This is a genomic window from Oleisolibacter albus, assembly GCF_003336875.1.
Lineage (GTDB): Bacteria > Pseudomonadota > Alphaproteobacteria > Azospirillales > Azospirillaceae > Niveispirillum > Niveispirillum album.
The window spans coordinates 49182-68344 of sequence record NZ_QGNJ01000019.1 but is presented as its reverse complement, the minus strand read 5'-3'; the positions used below and the strand labels follow the sequence as shown (position 1 = coordinate 68344).

General features: G+C 66.8%; 16 protein-coding genes. 11 read left to right on the top strand and 5 right to left on the bottom strand.

Going from position 1 to position 19163, the window contains the following annotated elements; all coding sequences use genetic code 11:
* Positions 1–201 precede the first annotated feature (201 nt).
* Positions 202–1473 (bottom strand): D-alanyl-D-alanine carboxypeptidase, encoded by a 1272-nt coding sequence (locus DK368_RS19415; protein WP_114395640.1) that lies wholly within the window; start codon positions 1471–1473, stop codon positions 202–204.
* Positions 1474–1708: 235 nt separating this feature from the next.
* The gene (locus tag DK368_RS19410) at positions 1709–2440 is read right to left on the bottom strand and encodes a proteasome-type protease (RefSeq protein ID WP_114395639.1); all 732 of its coding nucleotides are present in this window, start codon (positions 2438–2440) and stop codon (positions 1709–1711) included.
* A 309-nt stretch (positions 2441–2749) separates the two neighbouring features.
* On the opposite strand from DK368_RS19410, the gene DK368_RS19405 reads away from it, so the two are divergent.
* The 3 genes from DK368_RS19405 (at position 2750) to clpA (ending at position 6235) form a co-directional block, all read left to right on the top strand.
* Complete coding sequence (locus tag DK368_RS19405) at positions 2750–3334, top strand: phasin family protein (protein WP_114395638.1); 585 nt, start codon at positions 2750–2752, stop codon at positions 3332–3334.
* A 249-nt stretch (positions 3335–3583) separates the two neighbouring features.
* Entirely contained in the window at positions 3584–3910 is a 327-nt protein-coding gene (gene clpS / locus DK368_RS19400; RefSeq protein WP_114395637.1) for an ATP-dependent Clp protease adapter ClpS, read from the top strand.
* Between the two features lie 6 nt (positions 3911–3916).
* Positions 3917–6235 (top strand): ATP-dependent Clp protease ATP-binding subunit ClpA, encoded by a 2319-nt coding sequence (gene clpA, locus DK368_RS19395; protein ID WP_114395636.1) that lies wholly within the window; start codon positions 3917–3919, stop codon positions 6233–6235.
* 81 nt (positions 6236–6316) lie between these two features.
* On the opposite strand, the gene DK368_RS19390 is transcribed toward clpA, so the two are convergent.
* Both DK368_RS19390 and DK368_RS19385 read right to left on the bottom strand, forming a co-directional pair.
* Positions 6317–9898 (bottom strand): M1 family aminopeptidase, encoded by a 3582-nt coding sequence (locus DK368_RS19390; RefSeq protein ID WP_114395635.1) that lies wholly within the window; start codon positions 9896–9898, stop codon positions 6317–6319.
* A gap of 26 nt (positions 9899–9924) precedes the next feature.
* Entirely contained in the window at positions 9925–10803 is an 879-nt protein-coding gene (locus DK368_RS19385; RefSeq protein ID WP_114395634.1) for an ABC transporter ATP-binding protein, read from the bottom strand.
* A gap of 188 nt (positions 10804–10991) precedes the next feature.
* Between DK368_RS19385 and DK368_RS19380 the strand changes: the two genes are divergently transcribed.
* Positions 10992–11516 carry a hypothetical protein gene (locus tag DK368_RS19380; protein WP_114395633.1) on the top strand — a complete coding sequence of 175 codons (525 nt, stop codon included), beginning with the start codon at positions 10992–10994 and terminating at the stop codon, positions 11514–11516.
* Between the two features lie 22 nt (positions 11517–11538).
* Here the strand turns inward: DK368_RS19380 and DK368_RS19375 are convergent, their stop codons facing one another.
* Positions 11539–12357, bottom strand: coding sequence for a S1/P1 nuclease (locus tag DK368_RS19375; RefSeq protein WP_114395632.1), 819 nt, complete (start codon positions 12355–12357; stop codon positions 11539–11541).
* Positions 12358–12585: 228 nt separating this feature from the next.
* On the opposite strand from DK368_RS19375, the gene DK368_RS19370 reads away from it, so the two are divergent.
* From DK368_RS19370 to DK368_RS19340, 7 genes are all read left to right on the top strand, one after another.
* Entirely contained in the window at positions 12586–13062 is a 477-nt protein-coding gene (locus DK368_RS19370; protein WP_114395631.1) for a nucleoside deaminase, read from the top strand.
* 20 nt (positions 13063–13082) lie between these two features.
* A complete protein-coding gene (pncA, locus tag DK368_RS19365; protein WP_114395630.1) occupies positions 13083–13706 on the top strand; it encodes a bifunctional nicotinamidase/pyrazinamidase in 624 nt (207 codons plus the stop codon).
* A gap of 111 nt (positions 13707–13817) precedes the next feature.
* Positions 13818–14531, top strand: a complete 714-nt coding sequence (locus DK368_RS19360; RefSeq protein WP_420818912.1) for a glycosyltransferase family 2 protein — start codon at positions 13818–13820, stop codon at positions 14529–14531.
* 5 nt (positions 14532–14536) lie between these two features.
* Positions 14537–14905 carry a lipid-A-disaccharide synthase N-terminal domain-containing protein gene (locus tag DK368_RS19355; protein WP_114395628.1) on the top strand — a complete coding sequence of 123 codons (369 nt, stop codon included), beginning with the start codon at positions 14537–14539 and terminating at the stop codon, positions 14903–14905.
* Complete coding sequence (locus DK368_RS19350) at positions 14902–16596, top strand: ArnT family glycosyltransferase (protein WP_114395627.1); 1695 nt, start codon at positions 14902–14904, stop codon at positions 16594–16596. The genes DK368_RS19355 and DK368_RS19350 overlap by 4 nt, the downstream gene beginning before the upstream one ends.
* Before the next feature lie 128 nt (positions 16597–16724).
* Positions 16725–18068 carry an RsmB/NOP family class I SAM-dependent RNA methyltransferase gene (locus tag DK368_RS19345; protein ID WP_114395626.1) on the top strand — a complete coding sequence of 448 codons (1344 nt, stop codon included), beginning with the start codon at positions 16725–16727 and terminating at the stop codon, positions 18066–18068.
* Positions 18069–18329: 261 nt separating this feature from the next.
* A complete protein-coding gene (locus DK368_RS19340; protein WP_114395625.1) occupies positions 18330–19109 on the top strand; it encodes an acetoin reductase in 780 nt (259 codons plus the stop codon).
* The last annotated feature ends 54 nt before the right edge of the window (positions 19110–19163 follow it).

Genomic DNA, 19163 nt, shown 5'->3' with positions numbered 1-19163 from the left:
GGACGTGCTGGTCGCCCGCGCCGAGGCCTTCACCCAGGACGGTCTCGACCGGCTGAAGGACCAGATCCGCACACAGCTCGACCAGAGCGGAATCAAGGCCCCCGCCGGCTTCTGATCCACACCGCCCGTATACGGAAAACCGCCCGCCATTGCTTCTGGCGGGCGGTTCTGTTCGGGCGACCGGTCCTGAGAAAGAGGGGGTTACAAGGCCTTCTTCGGCGGAACGGTCAGGCAGCCATGGCCGACCTTGGCCAGCCTGGCGCAGGCGTTGCGCGCCGATTTCTCATCCAGCCCCATCAGCCGGGCCCGGTAGAGGGTGCCCTTGGCCGTCTTGACCTCCAGCACATCAGGCAGGGCGCTGTCCAGCAGCGTACCGGCCCGCTGCGTCGCCAGGGCGATGGCCTTCTGGCTCGAGGCCTTGTCATTGAAGGCGCCGACCTGGATACCCCAGCCCGACGGCACCGCCTTGGGCTGGGGGATGGCCATCGGGGTGGCATGGGCGCTGCGGGGCAGGGCGATTTCCCCGGCCCCCTCGGCGATGCTGCCGGCGGCCTTGGCCACGGCATGCACCACCTCCGCCACCTCGGTATCCCGGGCCTTGCCGCCCTTCTTGCCCTGGGGCGCCTTGGACGAGGCGACCAGCATCGGCGCACCGCGGCCCTCGAACGCCTCGTCCAGCAGGTCTTCCATGTGATTGTCACGCCAGACGGCCGACTGGCCACCGAAGACCACGCCCACCAGACGCCGCCCGTCACGGACGGCGGAGGAGACGAGGTTGAAGCCCGACGCGTTGATATAGCCCGTCTTCAGCCCGTCCATGCCGGGATAGCGGTACATGAGCCGGTTGTGCCCGACCACGGTCTGGCCGTTGAAGCGGAACTCGCGGACCCCGAAATAATGGTAGTAGCGGGGATGGTCGTAGATCAGGGCCTGGGCCAGCCGGGCCATGTCCCGCGCCGTCGAGAGCTGGCCCGCATTGGGCAGGCCCGAGGCATTGCGGAAGGCGGTCCTGGTCATGCCCAGCTGGTGGGCGCGCTCCGTCATCTTGCGCGCGAAATTGCTTTCCGTGCCCCCCAGCGCCTCCGCCATGACCACGGCGCAGTCATTGGCGGATTTCACCGTCATGCCCAGAATGCAGTCCTCGACCCGGACCGTGGTGCCGGCCACCAGCCCCAGTTTCGACGGGCTGACGCCGGCGGCATGGGCCGATACCGGGATGCGCTGGTCCAGCTTCAGCTTGCCCGCATCCAGCGCATCGAACGCCATGTACAGGGTCATCATCTTGGTCAGCGAGGCCGGGAAGTTCCGGGTATCGGCGCTGGCCGCATGCAGGACCTGACCGGTGCGCGCATCGATCACGATCGAGGCATATTTCGCCAGGGCCGTACCGGGAAGGGCGCAGAGCAGCACCAGCATCGACAAAAGAAGGGCGTACCGCCCATGGCGGATCACTTCCCCGAACGGACGATGCATGCGCGGCGCGGTCACAATAAAGCCCCCCAGTTCCGCCTCTTTCCCGGCCAGAGAGGCCCAAGGTAAAGGCGAACGGAATCAGTGTCTACCAGAGATTCGTTAAGAGATTGACTGCGCTTTCCCGCGCGTCTGCGCCAGCGCCAGCCGAACGGAGTATGGCAAGCGGGGAAGCGGGCGGGTGTGACATCGGCTCCCGACCGTGGCGGCGCGGCCACCCCGGACAGGGAGGGGCGGATCACTCCACCAGCCGGCCGAGCCAGGGACCGTCGGGAAGACGGGTGGCGAGTTCGGTGATCTGCTCATTCCACCAGCGCCGTTGCGCCAGAAGTTCCTCATAGTCGAACTGTCCTTCCCGCCAGTGCCCGGTTTCGGTGGAGAAGGTCAGCATGTCGATGGGATAGCCGACATCGGCCGAGCTGGTCCGGCTGCTGTCGAAGGACAGGTAGGCCAGTTTCAGCGCTGTCCGCATGCTGGTTTCCGGCCGCAGTGCCCGGTCGAGGATGGGCTTGCCATAGGCGGTGGAGCCGATGGAGAGATAGGGCGTCCTGTCATCCACCTCGATCCAGTTGCCCTCGGGATAGACCAGATAGATGGTCGGCTCCGCATCGGCCGACAGCCGGCCGCCGATGATGGCGTGCAGATTGAAGGACAGCCCGGACTCCTCCAGGGCCGCCCGGTCCTCGGCCGCCACGGTGCGCAGACATCGGGCAAAGGCCGTGACGGCATCCAGCATGCTGCTGAAGGGGGCGGGCTTCTCCGCCTCCCGCCGGGCGATGTCGCGGCGGAGATAGGCCAGCGTCTTGTCGCGGACGCTGCGCAAGCCCGAGGTCATGACGAAGAAGCGGGCCTCCCCCAGCCCCACCATCGCCACCTTGCGGGCGGCGGACACCTGGCTGCCGGCCGTGATGCGCCCATCGGACAGGGCAATCAGCCCCTCACGGATCTTGATACCAAGGCAATAGGTCATGGGGCCGGTCGGGTGGCTGCTATGGGCGCTGGTCTGTCGCCATCCTTGCATGCCCGCCCAAGTCCGGTAAAGCAAGCCGCGCGGGTTCAATAGGATACAGCCGCCAGACGGGCTGAGGCGGCCCATGCGGGCCGCTCTGCGCGCCAGGCGGGAATATCGCGGCGCACAAACGCCCTTGACGGGCTCTCCGTCATGCCGATATAACGTCTATGCTGCAGTGCAGCAATAGCGCGACGGAACCGGCGCGGCATCCAGCCTGCCGTTCGTCCGCCGCGGACCGGCGATCACCTGAGCGCGAGGAGGAATGCCATGGTTGCCCGTACAAAGGCCGTCAAGGTCGTTGCCGAACCTGTGGCCGCGGCGCAAGCCCCGGTCGCCGAGGATGTGACCGCCGGGGCCGGCGCCGCCGAAAGCGCCGCGCCCATTGCCGATACGCTTGCGCCGCCGGCGGCCTCCGCGATTCCCGCGGCCCCGGTCCAGAGCGTGGAACAGGTTCTGACCTATACGCAGGAGCAGGTGGAGAAGATGTCCGCACAGATTTTCAACGCCTATGGCGATGTGGCCGGCTTCCACAAGGACAATATCGATGCGCTGGTCCAGTCCAGTGCCGTGCTGGTCAAGGGGCTGGAGGCGCTGTCGAAGGCCGTGTCCAGCTACACCCAGGCGCAGTTGGACCAGGGGATGAGCGCGGCCAAGGCCGCCCTCTCGGTCAAGACGCTGAAGGAACTGGTCGATCTGCAGACCGAGTATGCCCGCAGCAGCTTCGATGCCTTCATGGCCGAGGCGACCAAGGTCTCCGAACTGTCGGTCCAGGTCGCCAACGAGGCGGCGGAACCCCTGACCGCACGCATCAATGCCACGGTGGAGCAGTTGGGCAAGCTGAAGGCGGCCTGACTCTTATGCATAGGTTCGGCCCTGGGCTGGACCGGCACGAATGGCAGCCCGGCGGTCATTGATCGCCGGGTTTTGCTTTTCCGACGGGCACATGGCGGTATTGTCCCGTCAGAGAGCGGAAACCGATCCGACGGGGTTGACCCCGTGTTCTCCGCAGGACCTTCCCATATGGCCCCTTCCAACCGGGGCTCCCGATTTCATATGATTGCTGTAGGACGCCCCCGGGTGACGACGACTTCAGAAGTGACCATGGCCGACAACGATAAGCGCGGCGACGAAGGCACCACGACAGGCGTGGTCGTGAAGGCCAAGCCGAAGACAAAGAAGCCTTCGATGTACAAGGTTTTGATGTTGAATGACGACTACACCCCCATGGAGTTCGTCGTTCATGTGCTGGAGCGGTTTTTCCAGAAGAACCGGGAGGAGGCCACCCGTGTCATGTTGCAAGTGCACAGGCGTGGGGTCGGCGTGTGCGGGGTCTACACTTATGAGGTTGCTGAGACAAAGGTGACGCAGGTCATGGACTTTGCCCGCCAGCACCAGCATCCTCTGCAATGCACCTTGGAGAAGGATTAGCCCTCGATGCTCTCGCGTAACCTCGAGCAGACGCTTCACCGGGCCCTAGCCAACGCCAACGAGCGGCGCCACGAGTACGCTACTCTTGAACATCTTCTGCTCGCCCTGTCGGAAGACCAGGACGCCGTGGCGGTCCTGCGAGCCTGTGGTGTGGATCTGCAGAAGCTGCGATCCGAGCTGACCGAATATCTCGATAACGAACTGTCCAACCTGATCACCAACCGTCCCGATGACGCCAAACCGACTGCGGGCTTCCAGCGCGTGCTGCAGCGGGCGGCGATCCACGTACAGAGTTCGGGACGTGAAGAGGTGACGGGAGCCAATGTGCTGGTTGCCTTGTTCTCCGAGCGTGAAAGCCACGCGGTCTATTTCCTGCAGGAACAGGAAATGACCCGGTTCGACGCGGTGAACTACATTTCTCACGGTATCGCCAAGGCACCCGGACGATCTGAACCCAAGCGTGTCTCCGGAGCCGACGACGACGCCCAGCCGGAGAAGGTCGTGAAAAAAGGCACCGAGGCCCTTGAGGCCTACTGCGTCAACCTCAACAAGAAGGCGGCCAGCGGCAAGATCGATCCGCTGATCGGCCGTGAGCAGGAGGTTGAGCGCACCATCCAGATCCTGTGCCGTCGCTCCAAGAACAACCCGCTCTATGTGGGTGATCCGGGCGTGGGCAAGACGGCCATCGCCGAAGGGCTGGCCCGGCGCATCGTCCATGGCGAGGTGCCGGAGGTCCTGAAGAATGCCGTCATCTATGCGCTGGACATGGGGGCGCTGCTGGCCGGCACCCGCTATCGCGGCGACTTCGAGGAGCGGCTGAAAAGCGTCGTCTCCGAGCTGGAGGCGCTGGACGGCTCCATCCTGTTCATCGATGAGATCCATACGGTGATCGGGGCCGGTGCCACCTCGGGCGGCGCCATGGATGCGTCCAATCTGCTGAAGCCGGCCCTGGCGTCGGGCGCGCTGCGCTGCATCGGCTCGACGACCTACAAGGAATATCGCAGCTATTTCGAGAAGGACCGGGCCCTGGTCCGGCGCTTCCAGAAGATCGACGTCAACGAGCCGACCATCGAGGATGCCATCAAGATCCTCGACGGCATCAAGACCTATTACGAGAAGCATCACCGCGTCCGCTACACCAAGGACGCCATCCGCACGGCGGTCGAACTGTCGGCCAAGTATATCGGCGACCGCAAGCTGCCGGATAAGGCCATCGACGTCATCGATGAGGTCGGGGCGGCCCAGGCGCTGCTGCCCGAAGGCAAGCGCAAGAAGACCATCACCCAGAAGGATGTGGAGGGGGTGATCGCCAAGATTGCCCGCATCCCGCCGAAGTCGATCAGCCGTGACGACAAGGAAGTGCTGCTGAACCTGGAGCGGGACCTGAAGACCATGGTCTTCGGGCAGAACCAGGCCATCGAAGCGCTGGTGTCGGCCATCAAGCTGGCGCGGGCCGGTCTGCGCGAGCCGGAGAAGCCCATCGGCAACTACCTGTTCTCCGGCCCGACCGGCGTCGGCAAGACCGAGGTGGCCAAGCAGCTGGCCCGCACCCTGGGCATCGAGCTGACGCGCTTCGACATGTCGGAGTATATGGAGCGCCATACGGTCAGCCGGCTGATCGGCGCGCCGCCGGGCTATGTCGGCTTCGACCAGGGCGGCCTGCTGACCGATGCCGTCGACCAGCATCCGCACTGCGTGCTGCTGCTGGACGAGATCGAGAAGGCGCACCCGGACCTGTACAACATCCTGTTGCAGGTCATGGACCATGGCAAATTGACCGACCACAACGGCAAGACGGTCGATTTCCGCAACGTCATCCTGATCATGACCACCAATGCCGGCGCGGCCGACATGGCCAAGCCCGCCATCGGTTTCGGTCGGGAGGTCCGCACGGGCGAGGATACCGAGGCGATCAACAAGATGTTCACGCCGGAATTCAGGAACCGGCTGGACGCCATCATCGCCTTCTCCGGCCTGACGGCCGAGATCGTCGCCCGCGTGGTGGACAAGTTCGTGATGGAGCTGGAAGCCCAGCTGGGGGACCGCGGCGTCACCATCGAACTGTCCGAGGATGCGCGGGAATGGCTGGCCAAGAAGGGCTACGACCCGGTCATGGGTGCCCGTCCGCTGGCCCGTACCATCCAGGAGCATGTGAAGAAGCCCCTGGCGGAGGAACTGCTGTTCGGCAAGCTGACCAAGGGCGGCGCGGTGAAGATCGTGCTGAACACGGCCGAGGACAAGCTCGCGTTCGACTATGCCGAGGCCAAAGGCGGCCGTCGTGGCGACAGCGACGAAGCCGTGGAGGAGATGGTGGACGCGGACTGACGCATCCACCGGTTCCCCTGAAAAGACCAAGGGCCTCCGGATCGCTCCGGAGGCCCTTTTTCCTGCCGGCGGCGGGTCCGGCTAGGGGGCCGTCCAGCTCACCACATTGTCGTCGCTGTTGCGGTCGATCAGCTTGTTGTAGGGATCGACGCCGATCCACAGCCGGTCGCTGCGATCCACCTCGATCTCGATGACCTGATCCTTGCGCTCGATCCTGTGCTTTTTCAGATAGAGCACGTCGGCGGCGCTGAAGGCGGGCTTGGACGGGTCGGCCTTGAACACGCCGATATCGATCCAGTCGTCCAGCGTGCGCGGCGTCTCCTTGCCCTGACCGTCGGCCTCCACCTTGGCGGCATCCAGCGTCAGCGTCACCTTGAGCTTGCCGTCGGCCGTGGGCTCCACCGTCTGCTGGGCGGGCTTCAGGTCATAGAGAACGATCTTCTCGAACAGATCCTCGATCAGACCGGTGCGGTCCGGCCCCACCTCCTCCTTGAGGATGCGCACCAGATCGACGGAACGGGGATAGGGATCGCTCCTGTAGGCTGTTTCCTTGACCAGCCGGGCCAGGGCCCGGTTCACCGTCTCCTCCCCGACCAGATCCTTCAGCGCGTACATCACGATCGCGCCCTTGCGGTAGTGGATATAGGCCTGGTTCTCCACCAGCATCAGCGGCTGTTCCTCGCGTTCCTCGCCGCCGCGGCCGCGCAGGTAGCGGTCCAGCTCGTACTTCAGGAATTTGCGGATCTTGTCCGGGCCGTATTCCTGTTCCATCACCAGCAGGGCCGAGTACTGCGCCAGGGTCTCCGACAGCAGGGTGGAGCCCTGGACATTGGCCCCCATCACCTGGTGCGCCCACCATTGATGGGCCACCTCATGCGCGGTGACATAGAAGACGTAATCGATGTCCTCGGGATCCCGGTTATCGGCGATGAAGCCGATGCCCTCGGAATAGGGAACCGTGTTGGGGAAGCTCTGGGCGAAGGTTGCGTAGGCCGGGAACTCCAGGATGCGCATCTGCCGATGCTGGTAGGGGCTGAAGGCACCGCTGAAATAGGCCAGCGACTTCTTCATGGCGTCCAGCATGCGCGGCACGTTCCAGGCGTGCGGCTCATGGTAATAGACGCTGAGATCCACGCCGTTCCAGCTGTCCCGGGCCACGCTGTACCGGGCCGACAGCCAGCTGTAGAAGTTCAGGATCGGGGCATCCATGGCGTAGTGGACGTAGCGCCGCCCATTCTCCACCCACTCCTTCTGCGCATAGCCCGGTGCGATGACGGTCTGGTCCGCGCTGGTGGAGACGGTGGTCTCGAAGCGGACCCAGTCGCTGTCCTCGCGCAGATAGTTGTTCCGCCATTGGCTCTGGTCATCCAGCTTCGCCATGCGGTCGATCGGGTCCAGCCCGTGCTTGCGCCGGGCATTGCGGTCCTGCAGCAGGAAGGCGCGGCTGAAGCCGATGAAGGGGGCCACGGCCGTATTGTTGAGGAAGGAGCCGTTATAGACCACCGGCGTCACCTCGGCATCGTTGGTGAAACCGGGATTCTCCTTCTTCACGGCGAAGCGCAGGGTCCGCTTTTCCCCCGGCTGCATCGGCACGGCCAGCTGATGGATGAAGTGGTTGTAGTGCCGATCCTCCTGCTTCGGGGTGCCTCCCTCCACCTCCAGCGCGGTGACAACGATATCCTGGTCAAACTGGATATGGATGTCGGGCACGGCCACGCCCGTGCGGTTCTCCAGGACATAGACACCTTTGGCCTGATAGCCGCGCGTTTCGGGGAACAGATCCAGATCGACGCGGACATCGGTGATCCGCGGCTGCGGCAGGCCCTCATACTGGCGGTAGGCCTTCTCATAGGCGACCAGATCCGCCTCGCGGCTGTCCGGACTGCGCACGTCGTTCAGGCCATGGGTGTTGTAGGCGATCCACCCGCCGGTCAGGAGGAACCCGGCCAGGCCGGCGGCGGCCAGCACCGCGGGGCCGCCGGTCCAGCCGTGGGCCAGGCTCCGCAGCCGTTTCGCCAGGGGCGCCGGCACGCCGGACGGCCACAGCCGATGCGCCACCGCCACCAGAACCAGGGCGGCGAAGCTCCAGTAGGCCAGGAACCACAGGGTCGGTTCGGCAAAATGGCCGAAGCCGTTCATGTCGGAGGTGCGGACCGTCGGGCTGTCGCCGAAGATCACCAGATTGTCGACCAGCCCCAGCTGCTCGGCCACCATCCCCAGCAGCATGTAGCCGACCATGGCCAGCATGCCGAGATACTTGTTGGGGACCAGCACCTGGATGAACAGGGACAGCACGGCCAGATGCAGGATCGGTATGCCGGTGAAGACCAGCATCTGCGCCAGATAGAAGCGGGGTTCGATCGGCGTCGGTCCGGCGACCAGCTGGGTGATGATGCCGGCCAGGGCGGCCGCGGCGAACAGAGCCAGCAGCACCAGGACCATGGCCAGCAGCTTGCTGGCCACGAAGACCCAGCCGGGAACCGGGCAGGACTGCACCAGCTCATGCATGCGGGTCTGGCGGTCGCGCCAGACCAGTTCCGCCGTGTAGTAGATGACGACGATCACCGGAATGATGCCGAAACTGCCGGCCAGCAGATCCACCACCATGCGGCTGACGGGATAGATCGGCGTGCCGTACAGCGCGTCCATGCTGCTCAGCGCGCCGACGGCATTGAACAGGCCAAGGGCCAGCATGACCAGGAAGCCGGGGCTTTTCATGACGCTCACCGCTTCCAGGCGGCTCTGCGCCAGGAATTGCGCCAGCCCGGCGCGGCCGGCGGGGGCCGGCGTGCCGCCGACAAGCCGCAGGTCGCCGCTGACGGGCTCGGTGGCGACAGGCTCCGCCTTGCGGCGGCGGCCACCACGGGGCTGGGTCTGGAACCGGAAGCTGGCCAGCGCCAGACCCACCAGCGCCACCGCGATGCCAAGCCACAGCAGCCGGTTCCACAGCAGAATGCCCTCCAGGGGCACCAGCTGCGTGTTGCGCTCGAAGGTGGTCCAGTAGCGCGTCATCTGCCCGGCGGCGCGCAGCCCGAACGGATCGGTGATCGCCACCAGCTCCCGCACCTCGGGACCGTCCAGCAGCTTGCCGGTGACGACCCAGGCCACCAGCAGGGCCAGCATGACGCCGTAGACGGCCCACTGGCTGCGGCTGAGCGCGGCGGTGGCGAAGAACAGCGCCCCCGTGATCAGCAGATTGGGCCAGCCCCAGATGAGCACGGCATGGACATAGTCGACGGCGCGGAACGGTCCCAGGGTCTCCGGGTCGAGCCACCACATGACACTGCCCAGCATGGTGCCCAGGGGCGCACCGAGGAAGGCCAGGGCCACGATGGCATAGGCGCCAAGGAAGCGGCCGAGCAGGAAGCTGGTCCGTTGCAGGGGCAGGGCATAGAGCAATCCGGCCATGCCGGTTTCCGGATCACGCAGCAGCGCGCCGGGCAGGATCGCCAGCGGAATGAACAGCCCGACCAGGCTCATGATGGCCGTGGTCTGGAAGATGGCGAACGGGGCGTTGGCATGGGTTCCGCCGCCCGATCCGATCTGCACATTGTCGTTGGTGATGGCCAGGAAGGTCAGCAGGAAGAAGGCGATGAAGCAGACCCAGAAGGCGGGCTGCCGCAGCTGGTAGCGGAATTCGAATGCGGCGATGCGGCCGAGCATGGGCGGTCTCCTCTGCGCGGTCCGGATCAGGCGGCGCGCCGGCTGCTGGCCAGCGTGGCGAAATAGACATCCTCAAGATTGCCGGGCGCCACTTCGAACCCGTCGCCGGGGTGGGTGTCGGCCAGGGCATGCAGCACCACGCGGCCTGCGAACAGGCGGGTGGAGATGAGGGCGTGGCGCTGCCTGTGCTCCTCCACCTCGGCCTTGTCGACGATCTTGCGCCAGATCCGGCCGCGCATGCTGTCGATCAGCGGCAGCGGCTCCCCTTCCAGCAGGATGCGGCCGCCGGCCAGAACGGCCATGCGCTGGCACAGATCGGCCACATCCTCGACGATATGGGTGGACAGGATCACCACCACATGCTCACCGATCTCCGACAGGAGATTGTGGAAGCGGTTGCGCTCCTCGGGGTCGAGGCCGGCCGTGGGCTCGTCGACGATGATGAGCTTCGGGTTGCCCAGCAGGGCCTGGGCGATGCCGAAGCGCTGGCGCATGCCGCCGGAGAAGCCGGCCAGCGCCTTCTTGCGGGCATGATAGAGATTGGTCTGCTGCAACAGGCCGGCAACCACCTCCCGCCGTTCGCCGGCGTTGGTCAGTCCCTTCAGGACGGCCAGATGCTCCAGCATGTCCTCGGCGCTGATGCGCGGATAGACACCGAACTCCTGCGGCAGGTAGCCGAGGATGCGGCGCAGCTCCATCGGCTGGGCCAGCACATCGATGCCGTCGAACTGGATGCTGCCGGATGTGGGCGTCTGCAGCGTGGCGATACAGCGCATCAGTGAGGATTTGCCGGCTCCGTTGGGGCCGAGAAGGCCGAACATGCCCCGTGGCACGGCCAGCGTGACGTCATTGAGCGCCTGCACGCCATTGGGATAGGTGTGCGACAGGGACGTAATGGTTAACATGAAGCTCCCCCAGCCGATGTATCGCCGGCCTTGTGGCCTGTTGTTGACGGATCGAGCCTAGGGCCAGGACAACCAGGCGTGCAAGCACCGCCGGCCAGCTGCCGGATGGGGCCGCTTTATCGACGGGGAGGGAGGCGCTATACATCGGTGCCTTCCGCCGGCCGGGAGCCGGACACGGAAAGGCGCCGATGCAGCTGCTGGCCCTGATCGAGATGAAAAGAACCTATAGCCGGAAAGACGTCCAGGACCTGCTGGCGGCCCTGGAGCGCCAGGCCCGCGAGGCCATGCATCTGGCCAAGCTGGCCGAGGAGGAAGCGGCCAAGGACAGCTTCCAGGCCTACAATGATTTCCGCAGCAAGGTCGGTGAGTTCCGCGCCCTCTGCATCCTGATCGAGGGGCGGCTGAAGAGTGTCGAAGGCGTGCGCGTCGATGATCTGCGCGAGGAATATGCCCGACTCGACACCATGATGCTGGGTCTGCTGGTCCGGGCCAGCATGCGCTTCTTCTTCGTCCTGTCGGCCAAGACCATGCTGCCCCTGGGCGCGCGCGACATCTTCGTGTCCGAACTGCGCAGCCTCTATGATGCCTCGGAGAAGCTGAAGCGGCCGGAATATGTGGGAAAGCTGGGCGAGAAGCTGCAGCAGGATCTCGATACGGCGGAGATGATCCTCGAAGAGATCATCCACAAGGCGCCGGCCCTGTTGAACTTCTAGGGCGGAGCGGCCGCCCTATCGGTCAGGAGGCCGGAAAGGCCCGGTTCAGCAACAGGGCCAGCCGTACGCCGGCCTGGGTGATGCGCTGTTCCATGATGGGCAGCCAGCGCTGGGCCGTGTCCGGGGTAATGGCCGGGGGGATCTCTGCGCCCAGCGCGGGATAGATGGCATCGCGGCTGACCGCCCAGCTTTCCTGCGCCCAGGACGCGGCGTCGCCCTTCGACCAGCGCACGCGGTGCTGCGGCGTCAGCGCCGCCAGCAGCTGCGGTGCCATGGCGGCCCCGTCCTTGCCCCAGCCCTTTTGCAGGATCTGGCTGTCCCAGACGCGGTGCAGGTTGGTCTCGGTGCCAGCCAGCACGACCTTGACGTCATTGCCGCCGCGGTCATGGTTCTCACCCACATGCATGGGCTGATGCAGATCGCCGACGAAATGCACCAGGAACTTCAACGCGGTGGCGCGGATCGGGGTCGGCAGCCAACGATCCGCCACCAGGGCGGAAAAGCGCTCGACCTGAGGCACCACGCATTCCCGTGTGTGGCAGTCGCGGTCCGCATCATAGCCCGCCGTAGTGATGGGCACGTTGACATAGTGCCAGCCGCCGGTGTTCGGCCGCTCCGGGCGGACCTCATCGGCCCAGCTGGCCACATCGGCCAGGGACTGGCCGGGTTCCAGCAGGGTGGCGATCCCGGCCTTGGCCTCCGGGGTCAGCAGCTGCTCTGCCACGGCGGCAACGGCCCGATGGCCGTCACGCCCCCAGGCGAAGGCGGCCGTGGGGGCGAGCAGGAAGCCGGAGAGCGCGACCAGCGCCGCCAGCGTGCGGCGGACAGGGAAACGGCACATGGAGATCGGTCCCTTGCGGATGGCATGTGCAGCCGGTTCTTGCCGACAGGCGGATCGGTGCGGGACAAGACCCGGCTGCGCCTGGCCTTCTATCGCCGGGGACGAGCGATTGCCAGCGCGGCGGCGATATGGGTCCGCTTTCGCTGACAGTCGCGTCCTGGCGCGCTATGTCTAGCGCCGGGGCGGCCTGTTGCCGCCGGCGTTCCTGTCCTTCAGTCCGGAGTTTGAATGCACGCCGACGATTTGACGTTTCTCCGCCATGCCGCCGACCTGTCCCGCCGGGGCATGGAGACCGGTGCCGGTGGCCCGTTCGGGGCCGTCCTGGTGCTGGACGGGCAGGTGGTGGGAGAGGGCTGGAACCGGGTTACCTCCAGCAACGATCCGACAGCCCATGCCGAGGTCGTGGCCATCCGCGACGCCTGTGCCCGTCTGCACCGGTTCGACCTGCGCGGTGCCGTGCTCTATGCCAGTTGCGAGCCGTGCCCCATGTGTCTGGCCGCCAGCCTGTGGGCCCGGGTCGACCGCATTATCTATGCCAATACCCGGGACGAGGCCGCGGCCATCGGCTTCGACGATGCTCTGCTCTATGCCCAGGTGGCGCTGCCGCCCAGCGCCCGCATCGTTCCCTGCCAGCATGCCCCGCTGCCCGAAGCCCGGGCCGTGTTCCAGGCCTGGACCGACAAGGCCGACCGTATCCCCTATTGAGCCGAGCCCGGAGCGACACCATGCGCATCACCGACACCGACGCCCTGCTGCTGGTCGATATCCAGCGGGATTTCTGTCCCGGCGGCGCCTTGGCCGTGACCGACGGTGCCGCGGTGGTGCCGCTGGCCAATGATCTGGCCCGCCGTTTCCCCCTGGTGGTGCTGACCCAGGACTGGCATCCCGCAGGCCATGGCTCCTTTGCCTCGACCCATGGCCGGCCGGACTTCTCGACCATCGAGATGCCCTATGGACCGCAGGTGCTGTGGCCGGACCATTGCGTCCAGGGGACGGCGGGGGCGGCCTTCCATCCCGATCTTGAGACCGGTCACGCCGCCCTGGTCCTGCGCAAGGGCATGCATCGGAACATCGACAGCTACTCCGCCTTCTTCGAGAACGACCATCGCACCAGCACCGGGCTGGCAGGCTATCTGCGGGAGCGGGGTGTGCGCCGGGTGGTTCTGTGCGGGCTGGCCACGGATTTCTGCGTGTCCTGGTCGGCCGAGGATGCGGTGCGCTGCGGCTTCGAGGCGGTGATCGTCGAGGATGCCTGCCGGGCCATCGATCTGGACGGCTCGCTGGCTGCGGCCCGGCGGCGCTGGGATGCCGTGGGCGTGACCACGACCGGCAGCGGGACGCTGGGCTGACCGTCCGCCATGCGCGGCTTTCGCCGCTCCTACAGGAAAGCGTCACTGGCGGTCACCGCCCCTTTCGGGATATGAGCGCTGCCGGCGATGGCCTTGAGTCGAGGTGGAGCTGTGCACTATTCGGTGGTGATCCCCGTCCTCAATGAGCAGGACAACATCCTGCCCCTGGTGGAGGAACTGGCGGAGGTGCTGGGCAATGGCCCGGCTTACGAGGTGCTGTTCATCGATGATGGCTCGACCGACGCCACGGTTGCCCGGATCGAGGAGGCCCGGCAGCGCCACCCGGTGATCCGCCTGATCCGGCACAGCGCCAAGTCCGGCAAGAGCGCGGCCCTGCGCACAGGAGCGGCGGCGGCGCGGGGAACCTGGATCGTCACCATGGACGGCGACCGGCAGAACGATCCGCGCGACGTGCCGCGCATGCTCGATCTGGTGGCGGCTGATTCCGGATTGGCCCTGGTGGCGGGCGTGCGCCGCCGCCGCGACGACACCATCTGGAAGCGCCTGGCCTCGCGTATCGGCAATGGCATCCGCCGGGCCTTGTTGCGCGACGCCTGTCCCGATACGGCCTGCGGGCTGAAGCTCATCCGCCGCGACCTGCTGCTGGAACTGCCCTTCTTCGACAGCATGCACCGCTTCTTTCCGGCCCTGACGCAGGGACGGGGACTGCGGTACGCCAATCTGCCGGTCAATGACCGGGCGCGGACCGCCGGCACGTCGAAATACACCAATCTGGGCCGTGCCGCTGTCGGCCTGTTCGATCTGTTCGGCGTGGTCTGGCTGCTGCGCCGCACCACCGTTCCTTCGCACGTCACCGAGGTCTGAGTCCCATGCACTGGCTTGAAATCCAACACTGGCTGATCTCCTGGTGGCAGGATGCCACGGCCCATAAGGGCTGGCTGGTGCTGTTCGGCCTGGTGGCGCAGGCCATGTTCATGGGGCGGTTCGTCGTGCAGTGGCTGGCCTCGGAGCGGGCCAAGCGCAGCGTCGTGCCCGTCGCCTTCTGGTATTTCAGCCTGGGTGGCGGCCTGATGATCTTCACCTATGGTGTGCTGGACCGGGACTTGGTCGTGATGGCCGGACAGATGCCGGCCATCCTCATCTATCTGCGCAATCTGCATCTGATCCGGCAGGAGAAGCAGCGTCTGGGCCGCATCGACATCCGGGCCGAGGCCGAGCGGGAGATCGTGACCGAATGAGCCATGCCCCGCTGCGCCTGACCGCGTTGAAGCCCGTCCACTGGCTGCTGCTGGCCGTGGTGGCCCTGGCCATGTTCCTGCCCGGCTTTGCCGGCATTCCGCCCTTCGACCGGGACGAGAGCCGCTATGCCCAGGCCAGCCACCAGATGCTGGAAAGCGGCGACTTCGTCGATATCCGCTATCAGGACGAGGCGCGGCACAAGAAGCCGGTGGGGATCTATTGGCTGCAATCGGCGTCGGTCTCGCTGCTGACCGGCGGGGCCGAACACGGGCCGATCTGGATGTACCGCATTCCCTCGCTGTTGGGCGCGGTGGCCGCCGTGCTGCTGACGGCCTGGACGGCGGCGCGGCTGTTCGGGGCGACAGCCGGCCTGCTGGCCGGGCTGGCGCTGGCCTCCACCGTGGTTCTGGGCGTGGAAGCGCGCATGGCCAAGACCGATGCCGTGCTGCTGGCGACCATCCTGCTGGCGCAGGGGGTGCTGGCGCGCGTCTGGCTCGACCGCGACAAGCCCATTGCGCCGTCGCTCGGGCTGACGCTGCTGTTCTGGCTGGGCCTTGGCCTGGGGATCCTGGTCAAGGGGCCGATCATCCTGATGGTGACCGGCGGCACCATCCTGGCCCTGTGGGGCATGGAACGCAGGGCCGGCTGGCTGAAGCGCCTGCGCCCGGCGACGGGCCTGCCGCTGCTGCTGGCCGTGGTGCTGCCCTGGCTGATCGCCATCGGCATCGCCACCAAGGGCGAGTTCTTCACCTATGCCATCGGCCACGAGTTCCTGGGCAAGGCCGGTACGGGGCAGGAGGGGCATGGCGCCCCGCCGGGTTATTTCCTGGCGACCTTCTGGCTGAGCTTCTGGCCCTGGCCGCTGCTGGCGCTGCTGTCCGTGCCGTGGATCTGGCGCAACCGTGCTGACGACGCCGTCCGTTTCTGTCTGGCCTGGATCATTCCCAGCTGGCTGGTGTTCGAGATCGTCACCACCAAGCTGCCGCACTATACCCTGCCGGTGTTCCCGGCCATCGCCGCCCTGATGGCGGCGGCGGCCCTGCACCGCTTCAGCCGGAGCGAGGTGCGCAAGCCCTGGCTGCTGGCCCTGGCCGGGCTGCTGTTCATGGTCGTGACCCTGGCCTTCGCCGGGGCGATCGCCGGATTCCCCTGGCAGCTGACCCAATCCGTCTCGCCGCTGGCCCTGCTGGCAGGGGCTGTGATCCTGGCCACGGGCAGCCTTGTGCTGGGCCTGGAGGCCGGGCGCGAACCGAACCGGCTGCTGGCGGCGGGGCTGGGCGGTGCCTTTGCCACCTATCTGCTTGTGCATGGGCTGGTGCTGCCGGGGCTGTCGCCGCTGTGGCTCAGCCCGCAGGTGCAGGCGGCGGTGCAGGCCAACCGGACCTGCCCCGGCACGGTGCTGGCGGCGGCCGGCTATACCGAGCCCAGCATGGTCTTCCTGGTCGGCACCAGGACCCGCCTGGGCAATGGCGCCATGGTGGCGGAGCATCTGGCCGCCGATCCCGCCTGTGCCCTGGGGCTGGTGACGACCGGGCCGGAGGAGGAGCTGTTCCAGCGGACCCTGGCCGGGGCCGGGCTGGCGGACAAGGGGCTGGTAGCGGTGCGGCTGGTCGAACTGTCCGGCTTCAACTACAGCCGCGGCAAGCCGGCGACGCTGCATCTCTATCGGCTGGGGCCGGCAGCCCCCTGATCCGGTCCCCTGTCCGGTCCCGGGTCAACCCATCCTGCGATTGCGGAGGCCGGGGTTGCATGGCCGTGGCTTCCAAGCGACGGTCGGGATGCCTATAGTCCGCGGCTTCGCCAGTTCCAGGATATGCCATGACCCCCGCCGCCCGGCTCCAGACGGCCATCGACCTGCTGACCCAGATCATCGAGGCCAAGCGCCCGGCCGATGCCATCGCCAGCGCCTATTTCCGTGACCGCCGCTATATCGGCGCCAAGGATCGCGCGGCCATCGCCGGTCAGGCCTATGGCGTGCTGCGCCGCTGGGCCCGGCTGACCTGGTGGATCGAGAAGATGGGGGTGACGGTCACGCCGCGCACCCTGGTCGTGGCCGACCTCATGCTGACCCAGGACAAGACGCCGGAGAGCATCGCCAACAATTTCGCCGGCGGCCGCTTCTCGCCGCCGCCGCTCAGCGACGAGGAATGGCGTCTGGCCAAGGCGCTGGAGACCCGCACCCTGGACCATCCGCATCAGCCCGATGCGGTGAAGGGGGAAGTGCCGGACTGGGCCGCCGGGCCGCTGCAGGTCGCCTTCGGCGACCGTTTCCTGGTTGAAATGGGGGCCATGCTGGGCGAGGCGCCGCTGGACCTGCGCGTCAACCCGGTCAAGGGCACGCGGGAGCAGGCCATCGCCGCCCTGAAGCAGGCCGGCATCAGCGCCGAGCCGACGCCGCTGTCGCCGGTGGGGCTGCGCCTGCCCACGCGGGCGCCCGTGATGGCGCTGGCCCCTTACAAGGAGGGGCTGATCGAGATCCAGGATGAGGGCTCGCAGCTGGTGGCCTTCCTGGCCGATGCGCGGCCGGGCATGCAGGTGGTGGATTTCTGCGCCGGGGCCGGCGGCAAGACCCTGGCCATCGCCGCCATGATGGACAACAAGGGCCGCGTCGTGGCCGCCGATGTGCTGGAGGGCCGGCTGACCCGGGCCAAGGAGCGTTTCCGCCGCGCCGGCCTGCACAATATCGAGACCCGGCCCCTGTCCAGCGAGCGCGACCCCTGGGTCAAGCGCCACAAGCTGAAGTTCGACCGCGTGGTGGTGGATGCGCCGTGCAGCGGCACCGGGACCTGGCGGCGCAACCCCGACAGCCGCTGGCGCCTGCTGGGGCCGGGGCTGTCCGAACTGGTGCCGCTGCAGGCCGGTATCCTGGCCAGTGCGGCCCGGCTGGTGCGGCCCGGCGGCCGGCTGATCTATGCCACCTGCTCGCTGCTGCCGGAGGAGAATGAGCGCCAGGTCGAGGCTTTCCTGGAGGCCAATCCCGACTTCACTCTGGTTCCCGTGCCCGAGGCCTGGCCTGCCGGCTGGGGCAAGGCCCCGACGACCGAGCCCATGTTGAGGCTGACCCCGGCCCGGCACAACACCGACGGCTTCTTCGGCGCGGTCATGCAGCGCAAGGAGGACGCCGCTGCGGCGGCAACGGAGCCGGACGGCCAGCAGGCCTGAGCATAAGCACCTGAAACATCAGACTGTAACGGATTGATGTGGCAAATTGCCTCTCCCGTCCGGCCGATCCATTCCCACATGTGAGGGGCGGTTGCAGCAGCCATAGCTGTTGCGCCGCTGGCGGCTGGCCGGTGTGCCGATCAGGCATGCGCGGGCCCAGCCAATGCCGAGGGTCCGCCGGCGCCGGATTGATCCGGTCCGCCAGGGGGACGTCCATGGGGCCGGCCCCAGGCCGTTCCCACAGATGAGGGAAGCACGCTCATGCACAGTGTCGGCAAGGTCGCCCTGGTTACCGGGGCTGGACAAGGGATCGGTCGCGGGATCGCGCTGCGTCTGGCGCGCGATGGTGCGGATCTGGTCATCGTCGATCTCAACCCCGAGAAGATGGAGGCGGTGGCCAAGGAGGCGCGGGCGCTGGGCCGCCGGGCCACGACCTTTGTCGCCGATGTCAGCGACCGGGCCCAGGTGCATGCCGCTGTCGATCATGCCGTCCACACGCTTGGCGGGTTGGACATCATGGTCAACAATGCCGGCATCGCCCAGGTGCAGCCGCTTCTCGACGTGACGCCGGAGGAGGTGGAGCGCATCTTCCGCATCAATGTCCAGGGCGTGCTCTGGGGCATCCAGGCCGCGGCCGCCACCTTCAAGAAGCTGGGGCGCAAGGGCAAGATCATCAACGCCTCCTCCATCGCCGGCCATGACGGTTTCGCCCTGCTGGGTGTCTATTCCGCCACCAAGTTCGCCGTGCGTGCCCTGACCCAGGCGGCGGCCAAGGAGCTTGCCGCCGACGGCATCACCGTCAATGCCTATTGCCCCGGCGTGGTGGGCACGGACATGTGGGTGGAGATCGACAAGCGCATGGCGGCGGTCACCGGGGCGCCCGTCGGGGCGACCTACAAGAAATATGTGGAAGGCATCGCCCTGGGACGGGCGGAGACACCGGACGATGTGGCTGGACTGGTCTCCTTCCTGGCCAGCCCGGATGCCGATTACATGACCGGTCAGGCCCCGCTGATCGACGGCGGTCTGGTCTATCGGTGATGCCGGCGGGGGGCGGGCCGCAGCCCGCCCCCCGACCCTGTAAGCTCTGGTCAA